The organism is Leclercia sp. 29361 (assembly GCF_011290365.1).
GTDB classification, from domain to species: domain Bacteria; phylum Pseudomonadota; class Gammaproteobacteria; order Enterobacterales; family Enterobacteriaceae; genus Enterobacter; species Enterobacter tamurae.
In genome coordinates this window covers 2,218,229-2,243,991 of the sequence record NZ_CP049786.1, presented here as the reverse complement: position 1 = coordinate 2,243,991, position 25,763 = coordinate 2,218,229, and the positions used below count along the sequence as shown (strand labels likewise).

The 25,763-nt window shown below is 57.6% G+C and carries 20 protein-coding genes, 2 pseudogenes and 1 riboswitch; of the genes and pseudogenes, 8 read left to right on the top strand and 14 right to left on the bottom strand.

The genetic code is table 11. From position 1 onward, the window contains the following. Nucleotides 1-119 precede the first annotated feature (119 nt). Nucleotides 120-1,544 (top strand): annotated as a pseudogene (locus G7090_RS10690) (molybdopterin-dependent oxidoreductase); the annotation flags it as partial. A 713-nt stretch (nt 1,545-2,257) separates the two neighbouring features. Here the strand turns inward: G7090_RS10690 and G7090_RS10685 are convergent. From G7090_RS10685 to G7090_RS10665, 5 genes are all read right to left on the bottom strand, one after another. Continuing rightward, nucleotides 2,258-3,247 (bottom strand): hypothetical protein, encoded by a 990-nt coding sequence (locus G7090_RS10685; protein ID WP_094089516.1) that lies wholly within the window; start codon nt 3,245-3,247, stop codon nt 2,258-2,260. 74 nt (nt 3,248-3,321) lie between these two features. Beyond that, nucleotides 3,322-3,813, bottom strand: coding sequence for a hypothetical protein (locus G7090_RS10680; protein ID WP_094089515.1), 492 nt, complete (start codon nt 3,811-3,813; stop codon nt 3,322-3,324). 434 nt (nt 3,814-4,247) lie between these two features. Further along, nucleotides 4,248-4,811 (bottom strand): hypothetical protein, encoded by a 564-nt coding sequence (locus tag G7090_RS10675; protein ID WP_059326841.1) that lies wholly within the window; start codon nt 4,809-4,811, stop codon nt 4,248-4,250. A gap of 1,194 nt (nt 4,812-6,005) precedes the next feature. Continuing rightward, a complete protein-coding gene (locus tag G7090_RS23650) occupies nt 6,006-6,614 on the bottom strand; it encodes a hypothetical protein (RefSeq protein WP_199270884.1) in 609 nt (202 codons plus the stop codon). A gap of 13 nt (nt 6,615-6,627) precedes the next feature. Further along, nucleotides 6,628-8,214, bottom strand: coding sequence for a site-specific integrase (locus tag G7090_RS10665; protein ID WP_166182374.1), 1,587 nt, complete (start codon nt 8,212-8,214; stop codon nt 6,628-6,630). A 57-nt stretch (nt 8,215-8,271) separates the two neighbouring features. Between G7090_RS10665 and G7090_RS10660 the strand changes: the two are divergent. From G7090_RS10660 to dmsD, 4 genes and pseudogenes are all read left to right on the top strand, one after another. Next, nucleotides 8,272-9,306: pseudogene (locus G7090_RS10660) on the top strand (molybdopterin dinucleotide binding domain-containing protein); the annotation flags it as partial. A 10-nt stretch (nt 9,307-9,316) separates the two neighbouring features. Continuing rightward, entirely contained in the window at nt 9,317-9,934 is a 618-nt protein-coding gene (locus G7090_RS10655) for a DMSO/selenate family reductase complex B subunit (RefSeq protein ID WP_166182372.1), read from the top strand. Between the two features lies 1 nt (nt 9,935). Beyond that, a complete protein-coding gene (locus G7090_RS10650; RefSeq protein ID WP_166182371.1) occupies nt 9,936-10,790 on the top strand; it encodes a dimethyl sulfoxide reductase anchor subunit family protein in 855 nt (284 codons plus the stop codon). Nucleotides 10,791-10,833: 43 nt separating this feature from the next. Then, nucleotides 10,834-11,433, top strand: coding sequence for a Tat proofreading chaperone DmsD (gene dmsD, locus G7090_RS10645; protein WP_106993820.1), 600 nt, complete (start codon nt 10,834-10,836; stop codon nt 11,431-11,433). Between the two features lie 16 nt (nt 11,434-11,449). On the opposite strand, the gene atzF is transcribed toward dmsD, so the two are convergent. The 9 genes from atzF to G7090_RS10600 form a co-directional block, all read right to left on the bottom strand. Next, nucleotides 11,450-13,249, bottom strand: a complete 1,800-nt coding sequence (gene atzF / locus G7090_RS10640; protein ID WP_166182370.1) for an allophanate hydrolase — start codon at nt 13,247-13,249, stop codon at nt 11,450-11,452. After that, a complete protein-coding gene (gene uca / locus G7090_RS10635; RefSeq protein WP_166182369.1) occupies nt 13,246-16,848 on the bottom strand; it encodes an urea carboxylase in 3,603 nt (1,200 codons plus the stop codon). Before uca ends, atzF begins: the two co-directional genes overlap by 4 nt. Nucleotides 16,849-17,000: 152 nt before the next feature. Then, nucleotides 17,001-17,633 (bottom strand): urea amidolyase associated protein UAAP2, encoded by a 633-nt coding sequence (locus G7090_RS10630; RefSeq protein WP_166182368.1) that lies wholly within the window; start codon nt 17,631-17,633, stop codon nt 17,001-17,003. Nucleotides 17,634-17,644: 11 nt separating this feature from the next. After that, nucleotides 17,645-18,352, bottom strand: a complete 708-nt coding sequence (locus tag G7090_RS10625) for an urea amidolyase associated protein UAAP1 (RefSeq protein WP_166182367.1) — start codon at nt 18,350-18,352, stop codon at nt 17,645-17,647. Between the two features lie 4 nt (nt 18,353-18,356). After that, complete coding sequence (locus G7090_RS10620; protein WP_166182366.1) at nt 18,357-19,133, bottom strand: ABC transporter ATP-binding protein; 777 nt, start codon at nt 19,131-19,133, stop codon at nt 18,357-18,359. Then, the gene (locus G7090_RS10615; protein WP_166182365.1) at nt 19,130-19,945 is read right to left on the bottom strand and encodes an ABC transporter permease; all 816 of its coding nucleotides are present in this window, start codon (nt 19,943-19,945) and stop codon (nt 19,130-19,132) included. Before G7090_RS10615 ends, G7090_RS10620 begins: the two co-directional genes overlap by 4 nt. Nucleotides 19,946-19,962: 17 nt before the next feature. Beyond that, nucleotides 19,963-21,021: a putative urea ABC transporter substrate-binding protein gene (locus G7090_RS10610; protein WP_166182364.1), complete on the bottom strand. Its 1,059-nt coding sequence runs from the start codon at nt 21,019-21,021 to the stop codon at nt 19,963-19,965. 57 nt (nt 21,022-21,078) lie between these two features. Beyond that, a riboswitch (guanidine-I (ykkC/yxkD leader) is annotated at nt 21,079-21,177 on the bottom strand. Between the two features lie 344 nt (nt 21,178-21,521). Then, nucleotides 21,522-21,803, bottom strand: coding sequence for a hypothetical protein (locus tag G7090_RS10605; protein ID WP_039032642.1), 282 nt, complete (start codon nt 21,801-21,803; stop codon nt 21,522-21,524). A 182-nt stretch (nt 21,804-21,985) separates the two neighbouring features. Beyond that, nucleotides 21,986-22,822, bottom strand: a complete 837-nt coding sequence (locus G7090_RS10600) for a MipA/OmpV family protein (RefSeq protein ID WP_166182363.1) — start codon at nt 22,820-22,822, stop codon at nt 21,986-21,988. A gap of 202 nt (nt 22,823-23,024) precedes the next feature. On the opposite strand from G7090_RS10600, the gene G7090_RS10595 reads away from it, so the two are divergent. From G7090_RS10595 to G7090_RS10585, 3 genes are all read left to right on the top strand, one after another. Then, nucleotides 23,025-23,702 (top strand): response regulator, encoded by a 678-nt coding sequence (locus G7090_RS10595; protein WP_106993811.1) that lies wholly within the window; start codon nt 23,025-23,027, stop codon nt 23,700-23,702. After that, nucleotides 23,702-25,090, top strand: a complete 1,389-nt coding sequence (locus G7090_RS10590; protein ID WP_166182362.1) for a HAMP domain-containing sensor histidine kinase — start codon at nt 23,702-23,704, stop codon at nt 25,088-25,090. Before G7090_RS10595 ends, G7090_RS10590 begins: the two co-directional genes overlap by 1 nt. 137 nt (nt 25,091-25,227) lie before the next feature. Beyond that, nucleotides 25,228-25,707: an Rrf2 family transcriptional regulator gene (locus tag G7090_RS10585; RefSeq protein ID WP_010430601.1), complete on the top strand. Its 480-nt coding sequence runs from the start codon at nt 25,228-25,230 to the stop codon at nt 25,705-25,707. Nucleotides 25,708-25,763 lie beyond the last annotated feature (56 nt).

The following is a 25,763-nucleotide window of genomic DNA, read 5'->3' as shown; positions in this document are numbered from 1 at the left end:
CTTTGTTTTGATATACATTAAGATTATCTCCCCCTTAATGGGTAACACTCTCACTCCATTAGCCCGATCCTAATCACGGCTGAAAACGTTCATTAATAAAGAACATAATGGAGTGAGCCATGTCAGATAATGCGCAAAGCGGCGGGATCAGCCGCCGCACCCTCGTCAAATCCACCGCCATCGGGTCGCTTGCGCTGGCCGCCGGCGGTGTGTCATTACCCTTCGGTTTACGCCCTGCCGCTGCCGCACTCAACACGTCGCTTAATTCTGGCGCGGATAAAGTGGTGTGGGGAGCCTGCTCGGTGAACTGCGGCAGTCGCTGCGCGCTGCGGCTGCACGTCCGGGATGAGGAAGTGTACTGGGTCGAAACGGACAATACCGGCGACGATGTTTACGGCAACCATCAGGTGCGCGCCTGCCTGCGCGGTCGCTCGATCCGTCGACGGATAAACCATCCCGACCGCCTGAATTACCCCATGAAACGCGTCGGTAAACGCGGCGAAGGCAAGTTCGAACGCATCAGCTGGAATGAGGCGCTGGATCTGCTCAGCAACAGCCTGCGTGACGTTGTGGCTAAATACGGCAACGAAGCGGTCTACATTAATTACAGTTCCGGAATTGTCGGCGGTAATATCACCCGCTCCTCGCCCTACGCCTCTCTGGTGGCGCGTCTGATGAACTGTTACGGCGGATTTCTTAGCCATTACGGTACCTACAGCACGGCGCAAATCGCCTGCGCCATGCCCTACACCTACGGCAGTAACGACGGCAACAGCACCTCCGATATCGAGAACAGCAAGCTGGTGGTGATGTTCGGCAACAACCCGGCGGAAACGCGTATGAGCGGCGGCGGGATCACCTATTACCTCGAACAGGCGCGGGAACGCTCGAATGCGCGCATGATCGTCATCGATCCTCGCTACACCGACACCGCCGCCGGGCGCGAAGACGAGTGGATCCCGATCCGGCCGGGCACGGATGCGGCGCTGGTAGCCGGTATCGCCTGGGTGCTGATAAACGAAAACCTCGTCGATCAGCCGTTCCTCGATAAATATTGTGTCGGCTACGACGAAACTACGCTCCCCGAGGGCGCGCCTGCCAACGGCCATTACAAGGCCTACATTCTGGGCCACGGCGAAGATGCAACGGCCAAAACCCCGGACTGGGCCGCGGCTATCACCGGTATTCCCGCAGACCGGATTATCAAGCTGGCCCGGGAGATCGGTACGGCCAAACCGGCGTACATTTGCCAGGGCTGGGGCCCGCAGCGCCAGGCCAACGGCGAGCTAACGTCAAGGGCCATCGCCATGCTTCCGATCCTCACCGGCAACGTCGGGATTAACGGCGGCAACAGCGGCGCGCGTGAATCGACCTACACCATCACCATCGAGCGGATGCCGCTGCCGGATAACCCGGTCAAAACGCAGATCTCCTGCTTCAGCTGGACCGACGCCATCGCCCGCGGGCCGGAGATGACCGCTACTCGCGACGGGGTGCGCGGCAAAGATAAGCTCGACGTGCCGATTAAGTTCATCTGGAACTTCAAGGACTTGAAGCGGACCCTTAGTAGGCCTGAGGTCCTGCATTGAGTCAAGACCTTGTGTCATTCTTTGTGCCAGACTTGTGTCATTAGACGGGATGTCTAGACGGCTGGTCAGGACCCCCGGTGGCCTCGGTCTGGACTTGAGGCGGGCTATGGGGGGAAGTCTGCTGGCTTAATGTATTAGATGGTCATTCACATTTTTCTGTCAGAAACCATCGGTCCCACTGTGAGTCCAAACCTAAGCCCCCAGAAGCCCACCCACAGCCTTAGACAGAGTGTCGAATACATTTACACCGAGTCGACCGGAGAGGACCATATAGAGGCCCACAGAGAGGAACACGAGTTTATAGACCAGAGTCAGGAGGGACCTTAGGTCTGCGGAAGTCATAGACATTGGCTCCTCCTTCGCCTGTATACTACCATACCAGTAATAAGGCCCAGACCATTAGTCCAGACCGTAGTTAGTTAATCACAGTGACAGGCCACCACCTGAAGTCCTGCTGATATTCAGTCCAGACTTACCCCTGCTCATGGTCTTACCTCCCTCGGTCTCCTGACCTTGGGTATCGACTACAGCTTGCTGAGCGTCATCTGGAGGAGCTACAGGAGGAGCTACAGGAGGCGGGACCGAAGCCCCACCTTGAGTCCCACCACCACCTGTCAGGCCCTTGGCGATGGACCTGAAGCCTTTACTAATGCTCTTACCCATTGGTCTTACGCTTCGGTCTTGGTGAACTTCAGGCGTTTGACTACAGGCAGGACGGCAGTAGCTGAGCCAGTGCCCATCTTGATGGTCGTAGCAGCTTCAGCGACAACGAACACTTTACCGAGGATTTCCAAGTCGTGGGACTGAGAGTCGCCATCACGTGAAAGGACGACCGTAATATTCTCACCGTCGTGACGGAAGCAGCCGAAGCTCAGGGCCGTGAAGCGTTTAGCCAGCATGAACACACCTTTGTCCTCACCGTTGTAATACGCGATGTCGGTACCCAGCATATCCACGATAGCGTCTTCACCAGAGAAGCCCTGTTTAGCAGCCAGACGGGACAGCGCTTTCAGTTGGGACTCATGGGCGATGATGCCGTAATCAGACACTTCAGAGCCGAAAGAGGACTCGGTGTTCTCAAACAGAGCGTCCATGATAGCGTCTGCCTTAGTGGTCAGGCTTCCAGTCAGGACTGGCAGCTCTACGGTCTTCAGCAGCTTGGAGGACTCCAGAACGTCAACCATGCGAGCGTTGATGGTACGGACCACATTCTCACAGATGTTCATAGCGTCCTGCTGGAGTGTGCCATGAGTGAAACCAGTGGAGGACTTGGCGTCCCACAGTTTAGTTTGCTCCGAGATGAGGATTGCCTGTTCGATAGGTTCGACGACAATCTCCTGACCAGACGGAACGGTCACGACTTCAGGTCGCTCACCACCGCGTACAGGGACGACCACAGAGCGGTCAGACAGAGTGTGGGCGATGATTGGGGTAGGCAGGCTATTGCGGGTAGGCAGGACTTCTACAGGGAACGGAATGTTATCCTGAGCGTCTTTAAGTACACCGTTCAGCATAGCCTTAACCGTCTTAGCTAACTGGAGGGCATAGACCTGTGGGTCAGCGTTAGTTGGCAGACCTTCGTTAACCTGAATGTTGTCGGTGTCGGTGATACGTACTGGCTCAATGCCGAACTGATAGCTATCTTTAATCATGGTCATAATAATCAATCTCCTAAATTAGTTTTAGATACTGTGGGTCCCGACATCAGGTCAGGACCACTTGTGTGTCTGTCTTAGAGGCTGTCCATCCAGTTACCGCCTGACTCAATGTCAGCGACGATAGCGGCACGGGAGCGACCAGCGGAATGGGTAGCACTGCGCAGGTTCTCACCATAGGTCCGGCGTTCAGCTTTGACCTGTTCGCGGCGCTGTAGCTCTTTCTGCCACTCTGCATCGGTCATGTTCTCTTCACGCATACGCTCAGCCTGAATGCGCTGCTCTTTAGCGATACGCTCAGCCTCGGCTCGCTTGTTCTGCTGGCGACGTTGGTAGGCGATCATCAGGTCATTACTGAAGAAGTTACCAATAGCTACGCCAGCTTCAGCCAGAGCTTCCAGTAACTCCATAGACTCACGGCTGGTAGACGGCAGGCCTGACAGGTAGCCCGGAATGAGGGTCTTGATAGCGAGCGACAGCGGATAGGACTGACCGTCCAGACTCACAGTATTTTCATAGAGATTGATGTCGGTGACTGACAGTTTCCAGTCTTGGTTATTGAATAACATAGTAATTACTCCTCTTGAGAGTTGAGACTATCGGTACCGCAGACACAGTTATGCCTACGGGTCTCCCCGCATCGGTCATCTCAAAAGGTTTTAAATTAGGTTTGGTATGGTCAAAGACCTTGCGTGGGAATTTCCACTCAAGACTCCAGCTCACTACGGGCGGTCCGGAGATTTCCGGAGCGGTCATCAGACGATAGGTTTATGCGGCGGTCTTTTCTGCCCCATAAGGTTAAGACTCTAGTTTGGCGAACGCCCGACGTAACTGATTATTCAAATCACGGTCGACCAGCATCGCTATAAGTTCGTCTCGACTGTAGTACGGGCGCTCAGAGTCAGCGACTCCAAGTCTCAGCAGGGACAGGAGGTGACGAGTGGGAAGACCACGGTAACGAAGGGTCGCTTTGCCAATAGGTGTACGAGGGTCAATCATCATCTTAGAGTCCCTCCACTCGTGCAGCCCAGGCGCTACCTGCGGGGAGCAGACTCAAGGCCTTATCCTTGGTCACGTGACCAGCTTTGACAGCCTTATACAGGCGCTCAGGCTTGCGTCCGTCCGCTTTACTAAACAGGGTAGACATCTGGTGATGGGCGTAGTCTCGGTCAGCGTTAGAGTGTCGCTCCAGTAGCTCAGCTTCGGCGTGATAGCCCAGCTCCACCATCTTGTTGACGACAACGGTCTGGACTTCAGGCATCGCCAGAATGGACTCAAAGGCAGCGTAGACCATATCCTCAAAGTCATAAGACACCCATCCAGCGTACCGGAGCGTAACTTGCTTATTAGAGAAGATGTGCTGTGTAGAGCCGACCCGCTCACTCCGCAATTTTACCGGAGTGGCTGCAAATCGTCTCGCCTCTTTGGTCTTCCACTCGGAAGGGGCCTTACCCCTCGGTAGCTTCAGGGTCTTCCAGATTTCGGTCAGGTTCCACATCCCGTCCTCATTCGCTTTGAATGGTTGACCGTCGATGTAGATGATGTGGTTAGCGTTAAGGTTTGACATATCGTTGTACTCCTTTTGTTATGCCTCCTGAAGTCACACCCTGAGAGCCTACTCAAGCCCCCAACGATAGGGAGACTCACAGGCAACAGGAGACATACAGAAAGACTTGAGGTGATGATGAGGTCGTGTGAAGACCAGAGATGATGGTGGTGGTGGTGGTGACTGCTCAGTTTTGAGCGGTAACGCCCTGTCTTCACGGCCCGCATTTTTTGCGGGACGGTAGAGAATCGCTTAGCGTCTTTGGTCCTCCACTCGGAGGGAGACTTCCTCGCCAACCAGCTCAGTTTTGAGCGCGTCAAGTCCACTACCAGACGGTAGGAAAGTTTTCCGTTCGGTTGCAAAGTTTTGCATCTGGTGTCTGGAGTGACCCGGTGTCTCTACATGTACATATAAAGGTGAGACCGCATGTCAGGACGAGCTGTAAGGACCCCAGATGGTGAGCGGTGATAGACTTAAGCCAATGAGATGACTGAAGAACGCTAACGAGCTGGAGGTCGATACAGGAGGTCTGACAGAGGCTGTCTTGCCTTGGGATGTCTTCTGAGAAAGACTTAATGTCGGGAGAGCTTCCGCATAACTTGACGCATCAAGACCGGAGGCGGAATGCATGGTCCCTATAGTGAGGGTATAAGATTTGCGACCATGTTTACTTTGGCTGGCTGGACTTAAAGTTCTTCTTATGGGAATTGTGATAACACAATCCATAACAAGATAAACTCATGGTCTCCTCCAGCCTGCTGGTCAGGACTCAAAGCCCAAACCTCAGACACCACTGGTCTAACCTCTTTGAGTTTCCGCCTGTCCTCAATGGATGGCAGACCTCAGCAATGATGTCTTGGTTCTTCAGTTATCCGCGCAGCGATTATCGCAGAGCCAACTTAAAGTCGGATGCGGTCTTCTGCTCCCCGCCTGTCAAAAGGGAAGATAACCTACGTTAAAGAGAATGGTCTCAGGCGCAAGGTGATTTAACACTAGGCGTCTGCGGATGGTTTCCAATCGGTCCGCTACCGGAAGCCTGAGACTAAATGAATGTGTGTATGGGTCGAGGGCTAGGGGTCCCCTATAGTGATAGTTTAGTCCCCTTCCCTATAGTGAAGGTATAATGCCCGCTAATTGTAACCCTTGTAAACTATATCAATTATAATATTTCGCAGAACCATATCTATCCTTAAAATGCTAGTTAAGCCCCTACGTTCAGACGCTAGGCCACATTGACACCCCACTGACCCCGAAAGCTAACATCAGGTTTCTACGCTCGGCTGCCGGAAGGTCCTCTTCAGAAGGCCTGTAACCGTTATCATAAATCTCATGGTCAATATGCTTTGCCATCTCAATGTATTTCTTAAGGAGGTCGGCAGTTAATCCCCGGAATTGTTCGGAGTTTACCGCCAAGACACCTCTTGCAATATCGTCTTGGTTATCCAAATGATCCGCTGAGAAATTATAGCTGGAAGTGTACGAATCGCCGTGAGCAATTGCATCTCTTACCTCAAGACACTCTTTGATAATTTGATAAGGTTTTGTCCCCATATAATTAGTAAAGCCGCACAATTTTAACGTTTTCTTGTGCATTGTCTTTCTGCACTCTGGTTTCGTCTTATCGTAACCGGGGTCAACCTGTTTTCTATAGAAGATGAACATAGCCTCAATAGCAAAGGCAGTGAATATGATACCTGTACGATAATGGTGCTCACGCTCCCACTCCTCGGTCGCCAGACCTGCTAACCCCAAACAGGTTTCAGCAGTAATCATACATTCATATGACGGCTTATTTTCTTTACGGACTTTAAACTCTTTAACCATTACGATTCTCCACTCACATCCCTACCAGTGCCAGATTTAGCGCATCAGCCAGACGTCCTACCGCGTGCCCCTTCCCGTACAGGTCGTAAGTGATTGACTGCGAGCTATGACCTAAGATGCCCTGAGCGTCCACCAGATTGACACCACGCTCTTTCATACGGGTCGCCAGCCAATGCCTCAGACTATGAAGCGAGACGTTATCGGCGTCTGGCAGGGCCTCAGTCAGGACCCGAGAGTTAAACCAGCTAGAGTAGGCGCTCGGTGTCATCCCGAAGAGAGGACCATCATCAGGCTGAGCGTCTACCCACGACAGGAAGGACGTCAGGTCAAACCCATAAGCGCCATCGGTCAGCGGTACAAGTCGGACTGAATGCTTGTTCTTTACGGACTTCCCGTCCCCATCTTCATTAATGTCGATACAGACCAGTCCATTGTCCAAGGTTACAATGTCACGTTTAATCAGGTGGCAGACCTCAGCAGACCTAGCTCCAGTGACCACAGATACCAGAGTCGCCCATCTGCGAGCCTCAGAGGTCGTGTGAGCGGTGTGTCGCGTGAACTGATACTCAGCCTCTACCCGGACAAGAAGTCTCTCCAGCTCCTCGTCAGTGAATGCTCTACGCTTGGAGTCTACATCCTTAGTTAACTTCATGCGCTCAATCGGGTTGCGGCCCTCAAGTTGCCCATTCATCAGGCCATAGTCCAGACACATCTTCGCCTTGGTCAGTAGCTTGTTAATCGTCGATGGTCTCACCTCAGCAGACAGCATAGCGTCCCTCACTGCCAGCCACTCAGAGCGGGACATCAGGTCCATGCCAGAAGTAAGGAACCGGGAGACGGTATTCAGTGAGGACGAGAGGTCCTTGTAGCTGGATGTCTTCAAGGTCTGAACCTTCTCAGCCAGCAGTGAGGACACAAGCTCAGAAAAACTACAGATAGCGACCTCAGGTTGGCGCTCCTGCGTGAATACTTCTGGGCTGACTCCCTGCTCGTTACTCAGAATTGCCATAGAGTCGCATATAGTTGAGTAATCCGTAGGGTTATTCATCACAATATCAATCAGGCCAGAGGTATCACCAGTGTCTACCCTCTGCTGTGCTGCGGTCAGGACTTCAAGCGCTAACCTTATGCCCTTCTGCTGGTCCAGACTCAAGGCTTGCGTAGCGGCTAGCTCCCTCAGGTTGGACTTCTCGTCGACCAGAGTAGCGACCTCAAGTCCATTCCAGTAATCGTCACTAGCGTCTGTCAGAAACTGCTCAGCCATAGACCGGAGATGCTCTGTAAGCTCCTGTAGTGAGACTTCAGGCCTATCCAACATGAAGGTCTTAGCTGTGGCTGCAAGCTCTCTCTGACGCATTGTGGCTACTCTCCTGTCTGTGCTGCGGGTCGATACTGAAAGAAACGGGATGGTCTGTCCCTTGAGTCTGAAGCGGATAGTATATCGACCATTGGCTCTACGGACTAACTGAGGCGTAGCCAATAGGTTGATTTGTGTCAGCCTTGTGTCAGGACTTGAGGTGTAGACTTGCTGATACAGATAGGGAGACCCAGAGAAAGAACTGGATGGATATACAGTATTGTCATGGTTAATGTCAGTCATATCAGGACCTTAAGTAGCGTTGAGTCAACTACTTCAAGTCCGTCCATCCGTCTGACAGTGGAGTCCATCTGGAACTACGCCGGCAACACCATCATCAACCAGCACTCGGACATCAACAAAACCCACGACATTCTGCAGGACGAGAGTAAGTGCGAAATGATCGTGGTAATCGACAACTTCATGACCTCGTCGGCGAAATATGCCGACCTGCTGCTGCCCGATCTGATGACCGTCGAGCAGGAGGACATTATTCCCAACGATTATGCCGGGAATATGGGCTACCTAATTTTCCTCCAGCCGGTGACCGCGCCAAAATTCGAACGTAAACCTATCTACTGGATCATGAGCGAAGTGGCGAAACGCCTCGGGCCAGATATCCATCAGCGCTTTACCGAAGGCCGTACTCAGGAGGAGTGGTTGCAGTATCTGTACGCCAAAATGGTGGCGAAAGATCCGCAGCTCCCCTCTTACGAGGCGCTCAAAGAGATGGGCATCTATAAGCGAAAAGATCCCAACGGTCACTTTGTGGCCTACAAGAAATTCCGCGACGATCCTGAGGCCAACCCGCTGAAAACCCCGTCGGGCAAAATCGAGATCTACTCCAGTCGGCTGGCAGAGATCGCCCGCACCTGGGAGCTGCAGGCGGATGAAACCATCAGCCCGCTGCCGGTGTATGCCTCCACCTTCGAAGGCTGGGACTCGGACGATCGCGGCCAGTTCCCACTCCAGCTGTTCGGCTTTCACTATAAAGCCCGCACCCACTCCAGCTACGGCAACGTGGACGTGCTGCAGGCCGCCTGCCGCCAGGAAGTGTGGCTCAACCCGGTGGATGCCCGGGCGCGCGGCATCCAAAACGGCGACATGGTGCGGGTCTTTAATACCCGGGGCGAAGTGCGCATTGCCGCCAAAGTCACGCCGCGGATCATGCCGGGGGTCAGCGCCATGGGCCAGGGGGCGTGGCATCAGGCAGATATGCAGGGCGACCGCGTTGACCACGGCGCCTGCATGAACACCCTGACCACGCACCGTCCGTCGCCGCTGGCGAAGGGCAACCCACAACACACCAATCTGGTGCAAATCGAGAAGGCGTAAGGAGTAGCCGATGACCACTCAGTATGGATTTTTTATTGATTCCAGCCGCTGCACCGGGTGTAAAACCTGCGAACTGGCGTGCAAGGATTACAAGGACCTGACCCCGGACGTCAGCTTCCGCCGCATCTACGAGTACACGGGCGGCGACTGGCAGGAGGACAACGGCGTCTGGCAGCAGAACGTATTTGCCTACTACCTCTCCATCGCCTGCAACCACTGCGAGGATCCGGCCTGCACCAAAGTCTGCCCCAGCGGGGCGATGCACAAGCGCGAGGACGGCTTTGTGGTGGTGAATGAGGATGTCTGCATCGGGTGTCGCTACTGCCATATGGCCTGCCCGTACGGCGCCCCGCAGTACAACGCCGCCAAAGGCCATATGACCAAGTGCGACGGCTGCCATGAGCGTGTCGCCGACGGTAAAAAACCGATCTGCGTCGAGTCCTGCCCGCTGCGGGCCCTGGACTTCGGCCCGATTGAGGAGTTGCGTCAGAAACACGGCAAGCTGGCCGCCGTCGCCCCGCTGCCGTCGGCGCACTTCACGAAGCCGAGTATCGTCATTAAACCCAATGCCAACAGCCGACCCACGGGTGATACCACCGGCTATCTGGCCAATCCAAAGGAGGTGTGAGATGGGAAATGGATGGCATGAATGGCCGCTGGTCATTTTTACCGTGTTCGGTCAGTGCGTCGTCGGGGCATTGATAGTGGCAGGCGCAGCCTGGATCCGCGAGCACGACCCGGTGGTACGCTACCGCCTGGTGCGCAGCATGTTCTTTTTATGGCTGGTGATGGGGTTGGGTTTTGTCGCCTCGGTGCTGCACCTCGGCTCGCCGCTACGCGCCTTTAACTCCCTGAATCGCGTCGGCGCCTCCGGCCTGAGCAACGAAATTGCCAGCGGGTCGCTGTTCTTTGCCGTCGGCGGCTTCTGGTGGCTGGTGGCCGTCCTCGGCAAAATGCCGGCAACGCTGGGCAAGATCTGGCTGGTGCTGAGCATGGTGTTGGGGCTGGTGTTTGTCTGGGCGATGACCCGCGTGTATCAGATTGATACGGTGCCCACCTGGCATAACGGCTACACCACCCTGAATTTCTTCCTGACGATGCTCCTCGGCGGCCCGCTGTTTGCGGCCCTGCTGATGCGGCTGGCGAAGGCGCATTTTAATGCCCATGTGGCGGCAGGGATCGCCGTGGTGGCGCTGCTGATCGGCGTGGCGGCAGTGGTTATGCAGAGTCATGATCTCGGGAACATCCACACTTCCGTCCAGCAGGCCAACGCCCTGGTGCCGGATTATGGTTCCCTGCAGGTGTGGCGTATCATACTGCTGGCGGCCGGGTTGGGCTGCTGGCTCTGCGCGCTGGTGCGGCGCAAAGTCCCGACGTTACCGGGACTCACGTTGGGGCTGCTGCTGGTGGTGGCCGGAGAGCTTATTGGCCGTGGCGTCTTCTACGGCCTGCATATGACCGTAGGTATGGCGATTGCCGGATAATGTGTCAGCGCGGGGCAACCCGCGCCGTTCAAGGAATGCAGTAATGAATGAAGGTTTTGCGTTTACCGCCCGGGTCCTGGGCGCACTGTTTTATTTTGCCCCGGACAGCGAGCAGGCTGCCCCATTGGTGACAGCCCTGACTCAGGGCGACTGGCAGCAGGACTGGCCGCTGCCGCCCGGGCAGTTAGCCCCCCTCGCCGACGCCCTGCGCCAGCCGTCTGACGAACCGCTCCCCGATGCCTGGCAGCGGCTATTTATCGGCCCCTGGGCGCTGCCCGCCCCGCCATGGGGATCGGTCTGGCTGGATCGCGAATCGGTGCTGTTCGGCGACTCCACCCTGGCGCTGCGTCAGTGGATGCGCGACAACGGCATTGTCTTTGAGATGGCGCAGAACGAACCGGAAGATCACTTCGGTACCCTGCTGCTGCTGGCCGCCTGGCTGGCAGAAACAGGGCGTGATGCGGAGCGGGATCAGCTTCTGGCCTGGCATCTTTTGCCGTGGAGCACCCGTTTTCTCACCGTGTTTGTCGAAAACGCAGGCCACCCGTTCTACCGGGCGCTGGGACAGCTGGCCCAGCTGACGCTGGCCGACTGGCAATCCACGTTGTTGATCCCGGTGGCAGAGAAGCCGCTCTACCGGTAACCTTATTCCTGGCTGCTCACCGCTGGTGAGCAAGCCAGGCCCGCCAGCCGCCAAACGAAGTGATATCTTTTGCCCCCTGCAGACCATACGCCTCGCAGATAAATCCCGTTAACCAGCGTCCGTCCTCCAGTTCAACTTTGCCGAGCCCCAGTGGTGCCGGGATCCCGGCCAGAAACGATCCCACTTCGGTATGGGGCAGATCCCACACCTCAACGGCGATGGCCACCCCCTGTTCGCGGTCGCGCACCATGCCGGGGCGTTTACCGTCGGCCAGAGCATACAGCCGATAGTGCGGTGCGCTGCGGGTGGTCTCGCGGAGCGTTGCCCCCCGCTGACGCAGCTGATGGTTCAGCGCCAGCCCGTCGAGGTGTGCCCCGCAGACCACCACCGACAGGCGATCGTGGCTGGCGGTGGTAACGGGTGAAGCCGCCTGAATCTGGCGATCGCCGGGCAAAGCCAGCTTCAGGTGACGTTGTAACGCCCCGGCAAGGCTGAGCAGATACTGGTCGGTAAAAGCCCGCCCAAACAGCGTCACGCCTGACGGCAACCCATTCCCCATCACGCCCGCAGGCACCGCCACGGCAGCATAGTCCAGCAGGTTCATAAAGTTGGTGTAGACCCCCAGCTCGGAGTTGCGTTTTACCGGCTCCTCCGCAAGTTCCGCCAGGGTCACCGGACGCGGATAGGTCGGGGTTAACACACAGTCCAGATCCGCCATTATCCCGTCGCAGAGCGTTTTGAAGTGCTGAAGTTTGTACTGGGCATCAAACGCCGCCACCGCGTCAGTTCCGGGGGCTTTGCGCAGTACATCGCGGATCACCGGCAGAACCGCCTCCGGCTGCTGCTCAATCAATTTCCCCGCAACGTGATAGCGCTCGGCGACCCACGGGCCGTCGTAGAGTAGCGTTGCCGCGGCTAAAAACGGAGAAAAGTCGATGGTCACCGGGATGCCACCCAGCGCGATTAAACGGTTTTTTGCAGAGTGATATAGCGCTTCGCTCTCAGCGCAGCCGAGAAACTCCAGCCGGTCCGGCACGCCAAAGCGGAAACCTTTTTCAGGTACGCCGAACGCCTGCGCCCCGTTCCATGCCGGATTAGCGCGGCTGTAGTCATCCCGCGAGTCTTTCACCGCCGTTAGCGCCAGCAGCTGGCTGGCTTCGGCGGCGGTGGCGGTAAAGAAGGTCACGCAGTCCAGAGTGCGGCAGGCTGGCACGACACCCGCCGTAGAGATTAACCCTTTGGTTGCCTTTAGCCCGACCAGATTATTCAGCGCGGCCGGCACGCGGCCACTCCCGGCGGTATCGGTGCCAAGGGCAAAGCTGGCCAGCCCGAGCGCCACCGCCAGGGAGGAACCCGCGCTGGAGCCTCCAGACGGATACTCCGCATTAACGCTGTTGCGACAGGCGCCCCAGGGCGAGCGGGTGCCGTTTAAGCCGGTGGCGAACTGGTCCAGATTGGTTTTACCCAGCGGAATGGCCCCCAGCGCAATCAACTGGCCGACGATAGTCGCATCCTGTTCTGCCCGGTAGGCAAACGCCGGACAGGCGGCAGTGGTCTCTATCCCCGCCAGATCGATGTTGTCTTTGATGGCAAAGGGCACGCCGTAGAGCGGCAGCGTCTGCGGTGACGCGCCCTCCAGTGCGGCCAGATAGGGCTCCAGCTCTTCGGCGGTAAGCAGATAAATAAAGGTGTTGAACTCCGGGTTCAGGGCCTGCGCCCGCTCGCGCAGAGTGGTCATCACCTCCCGCGGCGTGAAGCGGCCCTCGCGGTAAGCCTGCGCCAGTACATCGAGGCGTAAATCAAAGGGATGCATCATGCTGTTTTCTCCAGAACCACCACACACTGACCCGCCCGCACCGAGGAACCAGGCTGGACGCGCACCTGACTAACCACGCCGTCCCGTGAGGCCACCAGCGGGATCTCCATCTTCATCGACTCCAGCACCACCAGCACATCACCTTCGCGCACCGGGGTACCGACCTCAACGTTCACCTGCCACAGATTGCCGGATATCGGGCTGTCGATCCCGGCCTGTCCCGGCTGAAGCGGAGCATCCTCGCCCTCCTCCGCCAGCACGTCGCTGCTGTCGAAGTGCGCCTGGCCGTTGGCGATCCAGCGCTCACGCTCGGCGTTAAATGCCCCCTGCTGATGAGTGCGAAACGCCTCAATGCCCTGGGCTTCGTCAGCGAGAAATTGCTGATATTCGGCAAGCTTCAGGGTGGTCTGTTCGATGCGCAGCGGGTAGCGCCCGAGCGGGAAATCGCGGCGGATGGTAAGTAGCTCGTCGGCGGAGACCGGGTAGAAGCGGATCTGATCGAAGAAGCGCAGCAGCCAGGGCTTGCCGCCAAAATCCTCTACCGCATGATAACGGCTCCACATCTGCAGCGTGCGCCCAACGAACTGATACCCGCCCGGCCCCTCCATACCGTAGACGCACAGATAAGCCCCGCCGATCCCCACCGAGTTCTCCGCCGTCCAGGTGCGGGCCGGGTTGTATTTAGTGGTGACCAGTCGATGACGCGGATCGAGCGGCGTCGCCACCGGCGCGCCGAGATAGACATCCCCCAGCCCCATCACCAGATAGCTGGCGTCGAACACCGTTTTGTAGACCTCGTCGATATTCGCCAGATCGTTAATGCGACGAATAAATTCGAGGTTGCTTGGACACCAGGGCGCGTCCCGGCGCACGGTGGTCATGTATTTGTCGATGGCTTTCTGGCAGGCCGGATCGTCCCAGGAGAGCGGCAGCCAGACGACGCGCGACGGCACCTCCAGCGCATCCTGCAGGCACACGTCCTGCCACAACCCAGCGACCACCTCCAGCAGCGCTGTCAGGCTGAGCGCCTCAGGCTGATAGTGTATTTGCAGGGAGCGAATGCCCGGCGTCAAATCAATCACCCCGTCCAGGGCTCGCGCTTCCAGGGCCTGCATCAGGGCGTGAGCGCGAAAACGCAGGACCAGATCCAGCTCCGGATCGCCAATCTCCAGCAGCAGATGGGTATCGCCGGAAAGCCGCGCCACCAGCCGTTTATCGCCCTGCCCCTGCTCCAGCACTACTGGCGAGGTGATTTTGGCTGGCTGCCAGTCGACCACCAGCGGGTGCAGGCTGGCGATTTGCGCCTCCTCTGCCTGCGCCAGACGTCGGGCGGTAGCAATGTCGACGGGCACAAAGCGCACTTTATCCCCCGCTTTCAGCTGCCCGACCGCGGGCAGATCGGCCTCGATAATCGTGACCGGGCAGACAAACCCGCCCAGGCTCGGGCCATCCGGGCCGAGGATCACCGGCATATCGCCGGTAAAATCCACTGCGCCGATGGCATAGGGGTTGTCGTGAATGTTCGACGGATGCAGACCCGCCTCGCCGCCGCTGTCGCGCACCCACTCGGGTTTAGGGCCGATGAGGCGCACGCCGGTGCGGCTGGAGTTGAAATGCACTTCCCAGTCGGTGGTGAGGAAGGTCTGCATGTATTCAGGAGTAAAATATTCCGGCGCGCCGTGCGGGCCGTAGATCACCCGCAGTTCACGCACCGCGCCCAGGGTGGTACGCAAGGCCTGAGGCAGGTGCTGTTCCGGGCATGGCGCGGTCAATGGCGCAACGTGCAGCACATCCCCGGTACGCAGGGCGCGTCCGGCGTGACCGCCAAACTGCCCGAGGGTAAAGGTGCTTTTGCTCCCGAGGTAATCCGGGACGTTAAATCCGCCGCGCAGGCACAGATAGCTGCGCACGCCGTCGTTAATGATATCTCCCATTCGCAGCGTCATGCCGCGCTGCACGGTAAAGACCCGGTTGTTTTCCAGCGGCTCGCCGTCGAGGGTAAGGTCAATCTCTGCCCCGGTCACCACCAGCTGGGCATCGCAGTTAAATTTCAGCGTCGGGCCACTGAGGGTGATCTCCAGCGCCGCGGCGCGGTCATCATTGCCCAGCAGACGGTTGCCGAGACGCAGCGCCCGGCTGTCCATTGGTCCCGATGGCGGCACCCCGACCGCCCAGTAGCCAGTGCGCCCTGGGTAATCCTGCACCGTGGTTTGCGTTCCGGCGCTCAGCACCTCCAGGGTAGAAGCCTGGTAGGTTAGCCCCTCCAGACAGCGGGTCCAGGGCTCGCCGCTGGCGAACGGGGTAAAGGTTAAGATCTGCTGCAGGTAGCTGCGGTTAGTCTCCACGCCGTACAGATGAGTGTTACCCAGGGCGGCATGCAGGGTCTCCATCGCCGCATCGCGCGTGGGTTGCCAGGCGATGATTTTCGCCAGCATCGGATCAAAAAATGGCGGGACTTCACAGCCGGACTCTACCCAGGTATCGATGCGCAGAGAGCGACGGTCATCCGCCGGGAACACCACCTCGGTGAGCAGGCCCGGCGAGGGCTGGAACTGACGACCGGGATCTTCCGCATAGACTCGCGCCTGAATGGCATGGCCGTCAGGTTGCAGGCTATCGCGCAGTTCCGCCAGCGGCGGCAAGGTTCCGGCTGCCAGCTCAATCATCCAGCGCACCAGGTCCACGCCCCACACCTGCTCGGTGACGCCGTGCTCCACCTGCAAACGGGTATTCACTTCGAGGAAGTAGAACCGCTCTGCGTTGCTGTCGTAGACAAACTCCACGGTGCCCGCGCTGCGGTAGTTGACCGCTTTACCCAGGGTGATCGCAGCATGGCACAGGGCGTCCCCCATCCCGTCGGGCAGGTTCGGCGCAGGGGTCTCCTCAAGCACCTTCTGGTTACGTCGCTGCACCGAGCAGTCGCGCACGCCGAGGGCGATCACCTCACCCTTGCCGTCGCCAAACAGCTGGACTTCGAGATGCCGTGCCCGCTCGATGTACTTCTCAATAAACACCCCCGCATCGCTGAAGTTGTTTTTCCCCAGCCGCACCACCGCATCGAAGGCCTCGAAGAGTTCGGCGGCGGTAGAGCAGACGCGCATGCCGATCCCGCCCCCGCCCGCGGTGCTTTTCAGCATCACCGGGTAGCCGACCTGTTCGGCGGCTGTCAGCGCCTCATTCACATCCGCCAGCAGTTCGGTGCCTTCCAGCATCGGCACCCCGTGGGCCCTGGCCAGCGCCCGGGCGGTATGTTTCAGGCCAAAAAGTCGCAGTTGCTCCGGCGTGGGGCCGACAAAGGCAATACCCGCGGTCTCGCAGGCTTCGGCAAAGGCGGCGTTCTCCGAGAGAAAACCGTAGCCCGGATGGATCGCCTGAGCACCGCTGGCTTTCGCCGCGGCAATGATTTTTTCACTGACCAGATAGGTGTTCGCCGCCGGGCCGTCGCCCAGGCTCAGGGCCTCGTCGGCCTCGCGAAGATGCAGGCTGCTGATATCCGCTTCGGAATAGACCGCCACGCCGCCGATGTTCATGGCGCGCAGCGTGCGCAGAATGCGGCAGGCAATCGCCCCGCGGTTGGCAATCAGGAGTTTCGTCAACATAGTTCAGACTCAATCGTGGCGGGTCGTCCCGCCGAAAATTGGCTCACCGCATGGTCGTCCACGGGGAAAAAACGTTTACGGCAGGATGCGTCCGGCGCGCACCTCGAACAGGCGGTAAAGCATCTGGCGCAGGCGCTGCCAGCGGGTGGGCGTCAGTTCCATACCAGTACCTCCGCCGGGGTCGGGTTCCAGCCGTTGCAGGGGTTATTCAGCTGCGGGCAGTTGGAGATCAGCACGATGACGTTGCACTCCGCGCGCAGTTCGACATATTTCCCCGGGGCGGAGATACCGTCGGCAAAGGTCAGCCCGCCCTCCGGGGTGACCGGCACGTTCATAAAGAAGTTGATGTTGGCCCCGATATCGCGCTTTTGCAGGCGGCCATCGTGCAGACAGGCGCAGAGGAAGTTGTCCCGGCAGCTGTGCATATGGCGCTTGTCGAGGGCATAGCGCACGGTGTTACTCTCCTGGGCGCAGGCCCCGCCGAGCGTATCGTGTCGTCCACAGGTATCAGCCACGATGGTCAGCAGCGGGTTGCCGAGATTGGAGTAGAGCACGCTCCCGCTGGTCAGATAGGCGTTGTTCTGCCGACGCAGCGTGCGCTGAGCGTCGTAGCGCTCCCGCGGGTTTTCGGCGCTATAGAACAGGGTATCCACCGCCTGGTTACCCTCCAGATCCAGCAGGCGCAAGGTCTGGCCCTTTTTTACTTCAAACAGGTAGGGCTCGCCCGCCGGGATCACGTGGCGGAAGGTCGCCTCTTCAGGCTTTTTTTCGCTGACAATGGTCATCTTGCGGCTCCTTACAGGGCGAAAAGTTGGGTGTTGGTGATGGCGCGGCCGTTTTCCGGGCGCGTGAGGAGTGCGTTAATGGCGCCCTCCTCGTCCTCTGCCTGCCGCCAGCTCAGCTGCACCGGGCGCGGGGCATACTCGGTGGACGGGTCCATCGGATGCTGTAGGGCGGTCATCACCATCAATGTGTCCATCGGGGCGAACAGCTCGACGTAGCTGCCCGGTTGGGAATGGTCGCGGTGGAAGCTGAACTGCCCGTGATCGTCCACGGTCACTTTGCTGAAGAAGTTCACCACCATCAGCAGGTCTTCGAGGTTGAGATCCCACTTGCCCATCTCCACCAGTAGGTTGTCGGTGCCGTTACGGTAGAAGCCGTTGCGCAATTCCTGATAGCGTCCCTGGCCATATTTTTCCGTCACTTCGGCGGCATTGAGCACCCCGCCAAAGGGATCGTGCCAGCCTGCGGTATCAGCGGTAATGCCCGCCAGCACCCGGCCCATATCGGAGTAGAAGCAGTGACCGGCGGTCAGGCGCGCGGTGTGCTGGCCTTTCAGAGTGTCCGGCAGGTTCAGGCGTTCGCTCTTCTCGTGCGGATTGAGCATCATCAGGCTGACGTTCGCCCCGCCGTCGAGGTCGGTCATACGCAGGATCTGTCCGCGCTTAAGCACAAATGAGAGGTGGCCGCCGCCAGGCAGGATCTCTTCACGTAAAGTCGTCATAGTGTTAACCCCTTAAGGCATAAACGTTGTCGGGAGCCGAACCGCTCAGCGCGGAGAGCCGGGTCTCGTTGAGCGGAATGTCGTAGGCAATGCGCGCCCCGTAGGCGTTCGGAGCCTGCGGATCGAGGCGCACCTTGTCGAACACCAGCAGGCGGGTGCCGAGGTTGAAGCCTTCGGAGAGATCGTGGGTGACCATAAACACCGTCATGCGGGTTTCGCCCCACAGCTGCAGGAGCAGCGCGTGCATATCTTTGCGGATGCCGGGATCCAGCGCGCCAAAGGGTTCGTCCAGCAGCAACACTCGGGGCTGCATAATGAAGGCCTGGGCGATAGCTAAACGCTGCTGCATCCCGCCGGAGAGCTGGGCGGGATATTTGTCGAGGGCATGGCCGAGACCGACCTTATCCAGCATCTGCGCGGCCTGCTCCCGCGCGGCGCGTTTTTTCGCGCCAAACAGTCGTCCGAACAGCGGGGATTGCGGCAGTTCGAGGCCGATAGCGACGTTATCCAGCACGCTGAGGTGCGGAAAGACCGAGTAGCGCTGGAACACCACGCCCCGGCGGTTGTCCGGTTCGGCGGTGAGCGGTTTACCGTCCAGAGTGATCGTTCCCCGGCTCGGCGTCTCCTGCCCGAGCAGCAGACGCAGGAAGGTCGATTTCCCGCAGCCGGAGGCGCCAACCATCGAGCAGAACTCACCCTCGTTGATCTGCAGATTCAACCGCTCCAGCACCACATGGTCGCCGTACTCCTGCCAGATATTGTTGATGGTGATAAAACTCATGCTTTACCTCCTTCTGCCCATGGGAAACAGCGTTTGTGCAGCTGGCGCAGGGCCAGATCCATCAGCCAGGCCAGCAGCGTGATCCACAGGACATAGGGGATAATCACATCCATCGCCATATAGCGGCGGACGAGGAAAATGCGATACCCCAGCCCGGCGGTGGAGGAGATGGCCTCCGCCGAAATGAGGAATAGCCAGGCCGAACCAAGCAGCAGGCGCAGCGAGGTGAGCAGGCGCGACAGCAGCTGCGGCAACACCACCCGCAGCACCAGCGTCCAGCTGTTAGCCCCCAGGGTCTGGGCTTTGATCAGGATCTCGGGTGGGATTTCACAGGCACGATGCTCCAGATCCCGGGCCAGCATCGGGGTGATGCCGATAACAATCAGCATGATTTTTGACAGCTCATCCAGCCCGAAGACAATAAACAGCACCGGTAAAATCGCCAGCGGCGGGACCATCGACAGCACCGTCATCAGCGGCGACAGCGACGCGCGCCACAGGGGGAACACCCCGGCGGTGATGCCGATGCACAGGCCGATCAGCGAGGCGATCGAAAGCCCCACCAGCAGACGGGCCAGGCTCACCAGGGTATCGACCCAGAACAGGTACTCGCCGCTGCGTTTATCCGGGGTAAAGGCCATCCGCGAGATCGCATCCAGCATCTGCTGCAGGCCGGGCAGCAGCTTGTCCTGGGGGTTGGCCTCGAGGCGCACCGCCGAGCCAAAAAAGTAGACGGCCAGCAGCAGGACAAAGGGCAGCATCACCAGCATCAGCCGCATGCCCGGGGTAGGATGACGATTAATTTGTCGCATGGAGACTCCGTCACTCATTACAGCTGGCCCGCGGCGGCCATCTTCACGAAGCTGTCGTCAAAGCGCAGTTTGACATTGCTGGCATCGCCCTGGGTTACATTGCCCGGGAAGCTCATCCCGATAAAATCAGCGCTCTGTGCGCCATCGCCCAGCAGCCCTTTATCGAAGGAGAACGCCGCCACGCGCTGCATGGTTTTCGCCAGATCCGCCGAGGTGACAAAGGCGATGTTGTCCTGCGGGGTGTAGAACAGGTGGGTGGTTTTCAGCTGCGCCTGATAGCCGGTGAGATCGGTGCCGGACGCCGCCGCCATCGCATTCAGGGCGTTCGCATCCTGGGCCTTCATCAGCCCCATCATCTCGTACCATGCCCCGGTCAGCGCTTTGCCCAGCGCCGGGTTGTCCTTCAGGGTTTCGCTGTTGACCACCATCATGTCGATCAGCTCGCCGGGCACCTGCGAGGAGCTGAACACCTCGGTGGTTTTCGGTGTGCCTTTGATAACCGAGAGCTGCGGGTTCCATGCCACGGCGGCCTGCACATTTTGCGTGGCGAAGGCCGAGACGATATCCGCGTCTGAAGTGTTGACCACGGTGACGTCTTTCTCCGCCAGCCCGGCTTTCTCCAGCCCGCGCACCAGCAGGTAGTGGGAGACGGACAGTTCCGGCAGATAAATCTTCATGTCTTTGAGGTCGGTAAGGGTTTTGCCCTCGCCTTTCATCACCACGCCGTCGTTACCTTCCGAGTAGCTACCAAGGATCAGCGCCGTGGTGTCCACCCCGCCCGCCGCGGGAATGGTCAGCGCATCCATGTTGGTCATGGTGCAGCCGTCAAACTGGCCAGCGGTGTACTGGTTGATGGATTCGATGTAGTCGTTGAGCTGCACGACGTTGATTTTGATGCCGTACTTGTCGGCCCATTTATCGATGATTTTGTTAGTGCTGATGGTGCCCCAGGGCATCCAGCCTGCGTAGATGGTCCAGCAGACGTTGAACTCTTTTTTAACGGCCGCAAAGGTGGGGAGACTGACCAGCATCGCCAGCGAAAGTACAAGAGAGCGGAGTAATGGCGTTTTGTTCATGCTTGACCTCTGAGTGGCACAAAATAAGGGGGCAGCGCGACACCGTCTGGTGCTGCTGTCTCCCGGGCTTTTGTCCCGCCGTGTAACCTCTCAGAGGTCGCCAGCTCTTGGACCAGCCATTCACCAAAGTGAACCGGAACCCTAGCCAGCTATTGTCATGTTGTGTGGTGCTGCCCTTCGTGATTGGTGGTTGCAAAGGGTGTGCCAGGAATTTTTTGTGATGTTTATTAGTGGTTTAGGGAAATTTGCGGATTGGGTCTCACTGTTTTGGGGAGGCGGTGCGGGGTGGGTGCACTGTGGTGGTGCTCAGGAAAGGCTGGTTAGATGGGAGTTGGTTAATCACGTATTTGGGCAAAGTTGATGAACTTAATGCCCGAAACAGAGGGTCCGCTTTGTGCCAATAGCGGGCGTTATTAGCATCGTTTTTTATTAACCGTGAGCAGTTCACAGGGTATGCGGTTTGCGCAATGAGGGCTGAGTCTGGAAGCCTTCCAGGCAAATCAATTGGCTTCACCCTTCAGCCGGTGCCGATAATATTTCAGGACAACGAGTGTCACGATCTGGCCGTAAATAAAGCCGCCCAGCCCGGCAAATATTACGGTGCCGACCATGCCGCCAAAATGCGCTCCAGCGCCGCTGAAGGCCCCGCAGATGGCGAGACCGCACCAGGTCTGCCAGTGCCTGAAGGCCGATTTATACGCGCTCCGCCACCGTCTTCCGCGCTCCCGAAAAGATAAGTCTTTTAGTTCGGTAATACTTTTTAGGGTCCAATAGATTTTCACGGTGATTTCCTTGTTCCGTTTCCTAAGTAAAGGAAAACATAAAACGTCGGCATAGGAAAGGATTGCTCAATGTCCACTGTTCGCTCAGAGCGGACCTACGCCCACTCCTCGCCCGTCCGCCACTTCCCGGGGCGGCTCGAATTCATCGCTATTGCGCGCTCATATCCTTAACAAACCAACCCTCAAAAACTGTACGTCACCTTCAAACTCCCCGTGGGCGACGTTTTGCGTTGAACAATGGGACTATCACCCGCATCCCCCGTCAACTGCGTTGCACCCGCTGAGGCAAGCACGCTCCAGCGCGAGGTGAGCCTGTGGGTCCAGTCCAGATTCATCGACCAGGCATAAATACCGGCTCCGGCGTCATGTCGGGCAAATCCCGATGCGCTCGACTGGGCGGAACTGACACCATAGTACGTCTGCATATACTTGTCGGATCCCCAACTACCTGTCAGCGCCAGCGTCACCTCATTTTTTGGTGAGGTATAGAGCGGGCTGATGATACCGAAATGCACCGCCTCCCCGTTGTCTCTCTCAGAAACCGGAACCTCAGCCTGCAGCTGCAGATGAAGCCAGTCGGTCACCTTATACCCCAGCCCAGGCACAACGATGGCCGAGCCTTTGATGTCGCCCATACCCCGAAGGTAATCGCTGCCGGAGCTGATCGAATCACTGCTCACGTCTTTATCTTTACGGCCTGTTCGATAGCTCACTGCGGCGCTGTAATCCAGGTTGCCGATGTTGTTGCCGTAACCAACACCTCGCGTGGTGCCGATAAAGAAGCCGTTTGCCATGGCGTAATCCACCACCTGCGCCGCACTGACGCGGCTTTTATCCGAACCCGAGTAGCGTGGCGCGACATCCACGCCTCCGCCCAGTGTTAAGACGTTACCCTGGCTCTGTTCTGCCGCCAGTACAGGCGTGGCCAGTAACGCCAGAACGACGCCCGGCACGATGTTTTTCAGGCTGCGGCCCGAGAGCAAGTGTGGGGACGTATGACGCAGTTCGATGTTTCTCATTAAAGAAGTCCTTCTGGATTCAAATGGTGACGATGCAAGCGGTTAAACGCCAGAACGCCCATTTTGAATACTGACCCTAAGGTTCTTATGAGCCGAAAATGAAGAAAGACTGAAGCGCGCGCGGGTGCTGTAAACCGGATAGATTTCCTGATACCGTTTTTTCTTAAGATGTTCTTCATTCACGGTTGATACAGTTACCAGTGTGAAAATTCTACTAATCGAAGACGACCTGGATTTGGGTAATGGCGTACGTATCGCCCTTGCCGATCAAGGATTTGACGTCATATGGGTTCGCCGTAAAGAAGATGCACTGCATCAGCTTGACGTCTGCGTGCCAGAACTTATTTTGCTCGACCTGGGGCTGCCCGACGGCGACGGCATGAGCCTCATGACGCGCTTACGCCAGCAGCTTAAGGGGATCCCCGTCATCATCCTGACGGCGCGAGGCACGCTGCAGGATCGCCTGTGCGGGCTGGATGCAGGTGCAGACGACTATCTCGTTAAACCTTTTGTTCTCGCCGAACTGCTGGCGCGGGTAAGAGCCCTTGCGCGGCGCAGTTACGGTTTCGAGAATGAGACGATAGAAATTCGAGGCTTATTCCTTCATATGCCGACGCGTCGCGTGACGGTAAACGCGCGTCACGTCGAACTGACGGCCAGTGAATACGCGCTGCTTGAAACGTTGATGCTGCGTGCTGACCGCGTGATAACGCGACGGTTTCTGGAAGAACGGATATTCGGCAACAAAGAGAACCTCAGTAATGCGCTCGACGTGCATATGGGGAATTTGCGGCGAAAGATCGGCGACGGTTACGTGCGAACGGTGCGTGGCGTCGGGTATGTTATTGATACCGTTGCTGTTCAGAAGGTAACGACTTAATGCGAAACGCGTGGTATCACCTGAGGCGCCCAACGCTGGTACGCCGAATTATCATCGCCCAGATGCTGCTGCTTACCCTGCTGTGGAGTCTTTTTTTAACCTTCATTCTCTGGGAGGACCTGCGCAGCCCTCCCATACTCACGGGCAGTAAGACTTACGAAACGCTTTTTACCCTGGTTGAGCGAATGGACGAGCGCCCGCAGGCGCGAACCGAAGTCCTGGAAGCCTTCAGCAAGGCGTTACGCGAAAGCTATGGCGGCGGTGAAGATCCCGCACTATCGATTAACCTCATCGTTCGCAAGAACGGTGCCGTTATTTTTTCATCTGCGGGCGCACCTGTGGGGGTAACCAACACCCGTCCCGGAGAAATGCAGCATGTTCAGAGTGAAGGTCGAGCCTGGACCAGCCGCACCCTTAAATCCGCTCACGCCGACGTGGAAGTCACCCTGTTCACCCCTGCCAGCGGCTGGAACTTCTTTATCTACCTGAACTCGCGCGGCTATTACATCCTGCCGCTGCTGGTCTGTTTCCCTTTTCTTCTGTTCCCCGCGTGGCTGTCAATTCGCATTGCCATGCGCCCCTGGAACAAGGTGGTCAATGAAATTTCATTGCGCACGCCAGACGATCTCTCCCCCTTAGAAGCTGTACCAAAACACAGGGAGCTTCGCCAGATGGTGGATGCAATTAACGACTTTCTCGCCAGGGTGCGAGAAAGCGCGGAAAGGGAGCGGGTTTTCATTGCCGATGCGGCTCACGAACTGCGAACGCCGCTGGCGGCGATGCGAATCAACGTGGAAGCGTTGCAATCGTATGTACTCAGCCAGAGCCAACAGGAATTGCTTGCAGGGATTGTTCGCAGCAATAGCCGTGCTGCGCGTCTCGTCAATCAGTTGCTGCTGATGATGCACAGTGAAGCACGCATTGACACAGTTATGGAGCCCGTACCGCTGATGTCCCTCATCCAGGATCGAATGGCTGCGCTGGAACCGTTAGCCTCTGAGCGCAGGGTTGAGCTGGAGTTCTTCGCTGAAGATGAAGTTTGGGTCTCAGGTATCCGGGAATGTCTGATGTCGCTGATCGACAATTTGATTGAAAATGCCGTGAAGTACAGCCCTGAGGGTGGGCGGATTCAGGTGGATGTTCGTTCATTAGAGAAATCCACTCAGCTACACGTTTCCGATGCAGGGCCCGGCATTCCGGTTGAATTACGCGAGCGCGTGTTCGACCGATTTTTCCGCGATCCCAATCAACTGCAAAGCGGGAGTGGACTGGGGCTTGCCATCGTTAAAGCGGTGGCGCAGCAGCACAACAGCTGTGTAAACCTGAGCACTTCCGCAGAAGGTGGCCTGATGGTGACGGTTGACTTCCCGAACCGCACGTTTAGCTAAACAGGAACAGGGGGTTCGATCGCAAATGCCGCAGATTGCTTCAAAATAATTACCGTATTTGTTATATTGTTGTTTATTGCTTATTCACCTCTGCGGCGCCAAAAAGAACAAGATTCACCGCAACCCAGGATACAAAAATGTTAGATTATCGCTTCCCGACAGCTTTGCAGATGGTTCTCAGCGTAGCAATGGCGGAGCAATTGGGTGAACGTTCGACGAGTGCGATTCTGGCCTACGGTCTGGAAGCAAACCCGAGCTTCATCCGCAAACTGATGGTTCCTCTCACGCGTGACGGTATTATCGTCTCCACGCTTGGCCGTAACGGCTCTATTCATCTTGGACGCCCGGCGGAAGAGATCACCCTGCGCGATATCTACCTCTCCGTCATCGAAGATAAAAAGCTGTGGGCATCACGTCCTGACGTACCGGCCCGCTGCGTAGTCAGCGCTAACGCCTGCTGGTACTTCAAGTCTATCTCCGAAGAAGCGGAGCAGGCTTCGTTACAGGTACTGGCGCGCCACACCGTGGCAAGCGCGCTGGAAGAAGTGAAAAAAGCCGATACCAGCGGCTGCGATCCGGTGCCTGAACTTATCGCCAAGTATAAAGAAGCCCTTTAACTTTCTTTAAATGCAAAAAAAACCGCCTTGCTATGAAGGCGGTTTTTTATTATCTG

Coding starts and splice junctions, on each gene's coding strand:
- dmsD (WP_106993820.1), top strand. CDS start 10,834: ATGAATGAAGGTTTTGCGTTTACCGCCCGGGTCCTGGGCGCACTGTTT.
- uca (WP_166182369.1), bottom strand. CDS start 16,848: ATGTTGACGAAACTCCTGATTGCCAACCGCGGGGCGATTGCCTGCCGC.
- G7090_RS10675 (WP_059326841.1), bottom strand. CDS start 4,811: ATGTCAAACCTTAACGCTAACCACATCATCTACATCGACGGTCAACCA.
- G7090_RS10610 (WP_166182364.1), bottom strand. CDS start 21,021: ATGAACAAAACGCCATTACTCCGCTCTCTTGTACTTTCGCTGGCGATG.
- atzF (WP_166182370.1), bottom strand. CDS start 13,249: ATGATGCATCCCTTTGATTTACGCCTCGATGTACTGGCGCAGGCTTAC.
- G7090_RS10600 (WP_166182363.1), bottom strand. CDS start 22,822: ATGAGAAACATCGAACTGCGTCATACGTCCCCACACTTGCTCTCGGGC.
- G7090_RS10615 (WP_166182365.1), bottom strand. CDS start 19,945: ATGCGACAAATTAATCGTCATCCTACCCCGGGCATGCGGCTGATGCTG.
- G7090_RS10680 (WP_094089515.1), bottom strand. CDS start 3,813: ATGTTATTCAATAACCAAGACTGGAAACTGTCAGTCACCGACATCAAT.
- G7090_RS10620 (WP_166182366.1), bottom strand. CDS start 19,133: ATGAGTTTTATCACCATCAACAATATCTGGCAGGAGTACGGCGACCAT.
- G7090_RS10630 (WP_166182368.1), bottom strand. CDS start 17,633: ATGACCATTGTCAGCGAAAAAAAGCCTGAAGAGGCGACCTTCCGCCAC.
- G7090_RS23650 (WP_199270884.1), bottom strand. CDS start 6,614: ATGGTTAAAGAGTTTAAAGTCCGTAAAGAAAATAAGCCGTCATATGAA.
- G7090_RS10590 (WP_166182362.1), top strand. CDS start 23,702: ATGCGAAACGCGTGGTATCACCTGAGGCGCCCAACGCTGGTACGCCGA.
- G7090_RS10625 (WP_166182367.1), bottom strand. CDS start 18,352: ATGACGACTTTACGTGAAGAGATCCTGCCTGGCGGCGGCCACCTCTCA.
- G7090_RS10650 (WP_166182371.1), top strand. CDS start 9,936: ATGGGAAATGGATGGCATGAATGGCCGCTGGTCATTTTTACCGTGTTC.
- G7090_RS10685 (WP_094089516.1), bottom strand. CDS start 3,247: ATGACCATGATTAAAGATAGCTATCAGTTCGGCATTGAGCCAGTACGT.
- G7090_RS10665 (WP_166182374.1), bottom strand. CDS start 8,214: ATGACTGACATTAACCATGACAATACTGTATATCCATCCAGTTCTTTC.
- G7090_RS10655 (WP_166182372.1), top strand. CDS start 9,317: ATGACCACTCAGTATGGATTTTTTATTGATTCCAGCCGCTGCACCGGG.
- G7090_RS10585 (WP_010430601.1), top strand. CDS start 25,228: ATGTTAGATTATCGCTTCCCGACAGCTTTGCAGATGGTTCTCAGCGTA.